Source organism: Mesorhizobium sp. M7A.F.Ca.ET.027.02.1.1 (assembly GCF_004022985.1).
Taxonomy (GTDB): Bacteria; Pseudomonadota; Alphaproteobacteria; order Rhizobiales; family Rhizobiaceae; genus Mesorhizobium.
In genome coordinates, this window is sequence record NZ_RZOL01000576.1 from 1 (window position 1) to 2,960 (window position 2,960).

The window sequence follows — 2,960 nt, forward strand, 5'->3', positions numbered from 1 at the left end:
GAGAACGAGTCCGGCCAGCGCGACAAGCGCCCGCCGCGGTAGCAAGAACACCAGGAGCGGAGCCAGTAGATAAAATTGCATCTCGGCGGCGATCGACCAGAATGGCACAAACGCAAAGACGTTCCCGCATCCTGTGGCGCCCCCGAAACAGGGCGCCCAATGCGCATTCGAGATGAAGGCGAATGCCGCCATCGCGTCTGCAGGCTCAACGCCGCTTCCCGGGATGATCAATCCGATCGAGAGGATGGCGCCGACGCACCAGGCCAGCGGCACGATCCGCATAGCACGCCTGACATAGAAGGCGGAGGCCGCCTTGAGCGCTCCGCGCTCGAGGCGCAGGCTTCGCAATGAGCGTTCCACCACCAGGCCGGAAATCACAAAGAACAGGTCGACCCCGACGCCCCACGCCGGCGCAAACAGCAGAGCGGCGACCGTCCCGCCTTCTCCGAAGACCGGCCCGACATGCGACAGCACCACCAGCCCGATCGCCAGACCTCGCAATTCATCCAGCCCCGATAGGCGAGCTTCTTGTCCCATCCAAATATCCCGCTCGACAATCATTATAACATTGATTTAATCATAGGGTATAAAAGCGAGGCAAGGAATGCACGAACGCCTGACATTTGTCGCAGTCGCGGCTGCCCTTACATTGGCGCCGCACGCGTCGGCTCAGTCGCTCACGCATGATCCGAACGCCTGGCGCGCCGTCGCCTATGCCGATCTCGAGCTCCCGAACTCGGAAGCTGCGCCCTACGCCTCGCTATGGGCCGACCGGCTAAAGGAGAACAACGACGCCTACGTGGCCAAAGGTGATACGCGCTTTGCGGCCGCCAACGCGCCGGCTTCCGAGAGTCACATCGTGGTGCGCAGCCCGACGAAAACAGTCGTGCTCTCGGTCCTGCATACGCTTACCGGCTGCTCGCCGATCCGCACGGATCCCGTCGGCAAGGCCACGCTGAAACGATGTCCCATGCGCTTGGCGATCTACAAGAACAGCCGATCCACGGTTGCTGACGCTGGCTCCGGCTGTTTCATTGAATATGGCGCGCAACCGAACAACGTCCGCCCCGACCTCACTCGGAATGGTGCGATGGGTGCATATGATGTTCAGGCCAAAACAATTCGCGCTGGCATCGTGTTCCAAGGTGAAATCGCCCCGGAATGCCAATTCCGGGTCCCTGTCCCGCAACCCTAGGGGAAGCCGCGATGCCCGGTGTGTTTCCGGCAACCTCGATATTCGGAAGGAGCGCAACCATGATCGAAATGGAAAACCTGACCTTATTCAGTACACCAGCCTGCCACCGGCCATCGCCAGCGCCAGCGGATCGAGGCATCCCTCACGACGCGCGATGCGCGGCCTTCACCGCGGCTGCTGCCGGCGGCCACGGCGGGATGATGTTCAGGAGATCTGCCATGGCCAGCCCGACAATCTTCGCGACTCTAGCCGTCTTGATCTCGCCGGCAATCGCGCAAGCGCTTGATCCGCTCAAGGCTCCGCAGGGATCATATGTAGCGTCCACGCACACATGTGCCGATCTCGACCAAGGCGTCGGCGCTCTCGAACTTGCCGAGTTCGACGGCGACGCAATCACCGTCGGCGCAAGCACGTGCAAGATAGCAGGCACCCGTCATGCAGACGATGCGTTCCAAGCCTCATGTACAGAGCGTGGCAGCAGCTCCCCGGTCATCACGCCGATGAAGATTACGCGCCCATCCAGCGACGCCCTTTCCATCAATGGCAACACTTATAATTTCTGCCCCGGGAAGTAAGATGCTGCGTCCCCTGCCGATACTCCTCTCCGCGCTCCTGGTCGTCGGACAAGCGCGTTTTGCGCAAGCGAATTCCTTTGACCACGATGCAAATTCTTGCGACCTCAATGACAAGACGACCTTGCTTTCCCTTTGTAAGAACGGAGCGGGTCTGCCGAGCTATCCGTCCACGCAAGAGATGATGGAGCGCAACCCGAACATCGCCAATATGATTGTAGACGCTGCCACCAAGTATGGCGTTGATCCCAAGCTCGCTCTTGCCGTGTCCGCTCACGAAGGCGCGATGTCAGCATGTGCCGGCTCCTTCAGTGGAGTTCTTGGGCCGATGCAGCTTACGGGGGCGACCGGTCGCGCCTACGGAATGGATCGGGGCATTTTGTCCGAAAACATTGAAGGCGGCGTAATGACGCTTCGCGATGCTGTCAAATCATGCGGCGGCACGTCAGGTATTCGCTGCCTCGCCGACCGTTACAACGGCAGCACTGAAAGCCAGCGCCGTAACTGGACCAACGACGTAACCCGCCGCTATGCCGGCCTCAATTCGGCCGGCCAATCCATTCCTCAGGGATGCGGCGCGCAAGCGGTCTGCCAAATGGGGCCAGGCGACTTTCCGACGCCTAACGGTGGTGACACAAAACTCGCTTCATCCGCTCCCGGTCCCGCCGGCAGCGACATAAACGTTGCCTCTGGTCAGGTGTGAGACCCGATCTCCCTTATTTGAGGCCACGCCGTCGGGGCGCCGCCTTTAATGGGAGAGATTTCGCGACGAGAGCTTGCCAAATCCCCGTTTCAGATGGCTCGCCAGCTCCTGGCGCACATCATCTGGCAATTGCTCCATCGCAACGCAGTTCAGTTCGGCCGCAACCAACGACCAGTACAACAGATCCGCGTGTCGTCCTTCGAACAGAGCCGCCACGATGAACTGTCCGATCACCAACGTGATCGTCTCGGGCTTGCCTTTCTTCCGCAGAAATTCCGAAACCTCTTCCACCCATGGTTTCGGGTGGCAATCGACGAACGCCGCCGCCTCCCTATAGAGCGCGTCGTCTCCTGCGACTTGCCAGAAATTCGCTTGCATCGTGAACCCTTCAGCAAAATGATGCCATTGAATCGACGCTGGCGAATTTCCTGATGCGAGTCAAAGAAATATAAAATAGATTTTCTGCCTATCGTAGCAAATGAATCTACAC

Annotated in this window: 5 protein-coding genes; 3 read left to right on the forward strand and 2 right to left on the reverse strand. The window is 59.6% G+C overall.

Annotated features, from left to right (window positions below):
- A partial coding sequence (locus EN749_RS33615; RefSeq protein WP_145991122.1) for an acyltransferase occupies nucleotides 1-561 on the reverse strand: 561 nt, incomplete at its 3' end.
- Between the two features lie 43 nt (nucleotides 562-604).
- On the opposite strand from EN749_RS33615, the gene EN749_RS33620 reads away from it, so the two are divergent.
- From EN749_RS33620 to EN749_RS33630, 3 genes are read left to right on the forward strand one after another with little or no spacing between them, the layout of a single operon-like run.
- A complete protein-coding gene (locus EN749_RS33620) occupies nucleotides 605-1,195 on the forward strand; it encodes a hypothetical protein (RefSeq protein WP_128364782.1) in 591 nt (196 codons plus the stop codon).
- A 59-nt stretch (nucleotides 1,196-1,254) separates the two neighbouring features.
- A complete protein-coding gene (locus EN749_RS33625; RefSeq protein WP_128364783.1) occupies nucleotides 1,255-1,770 on the forward strand; it encodes a hypothetical protein in 516 nt (171 codons plus the stop codon).
- A 1-nt stretch (nucleotide 1,771) separates the two neighbouring features.
- Nucleotides 1,772-2,470 carry a transglycosylase SLT domain-containing protein gene (locus EN749_RS33630; RefSeq protein WP_189367897.1) on the forward strand — a complete coding sequence of 233 codons (699 nt, stop codon included), beginning with the start codon at nucleotides 1,772-1,774 and terminating at the stop codon, nucleotides 2,468-2,470.
- 45 nt (nucleotides 2,471-2,515) lie between these two features.
- Here EN749_RS33630 and EN749_RS33635 read toward each other — a convergent pair whose 3' ends face one another.
- Nucleotides 2,516-2,848, reverse strand: a complete 333-nt coding sequence (locus EN749_RS33635; protein ID WP_128364785.1) for a hypothetical protein — start codon at nucleotides 2,846-2,848, stop codon at nucleotides 2,516-2,518.
- Nucleotides 2,849-2,960: the final 112 nt, after the last annotated feature.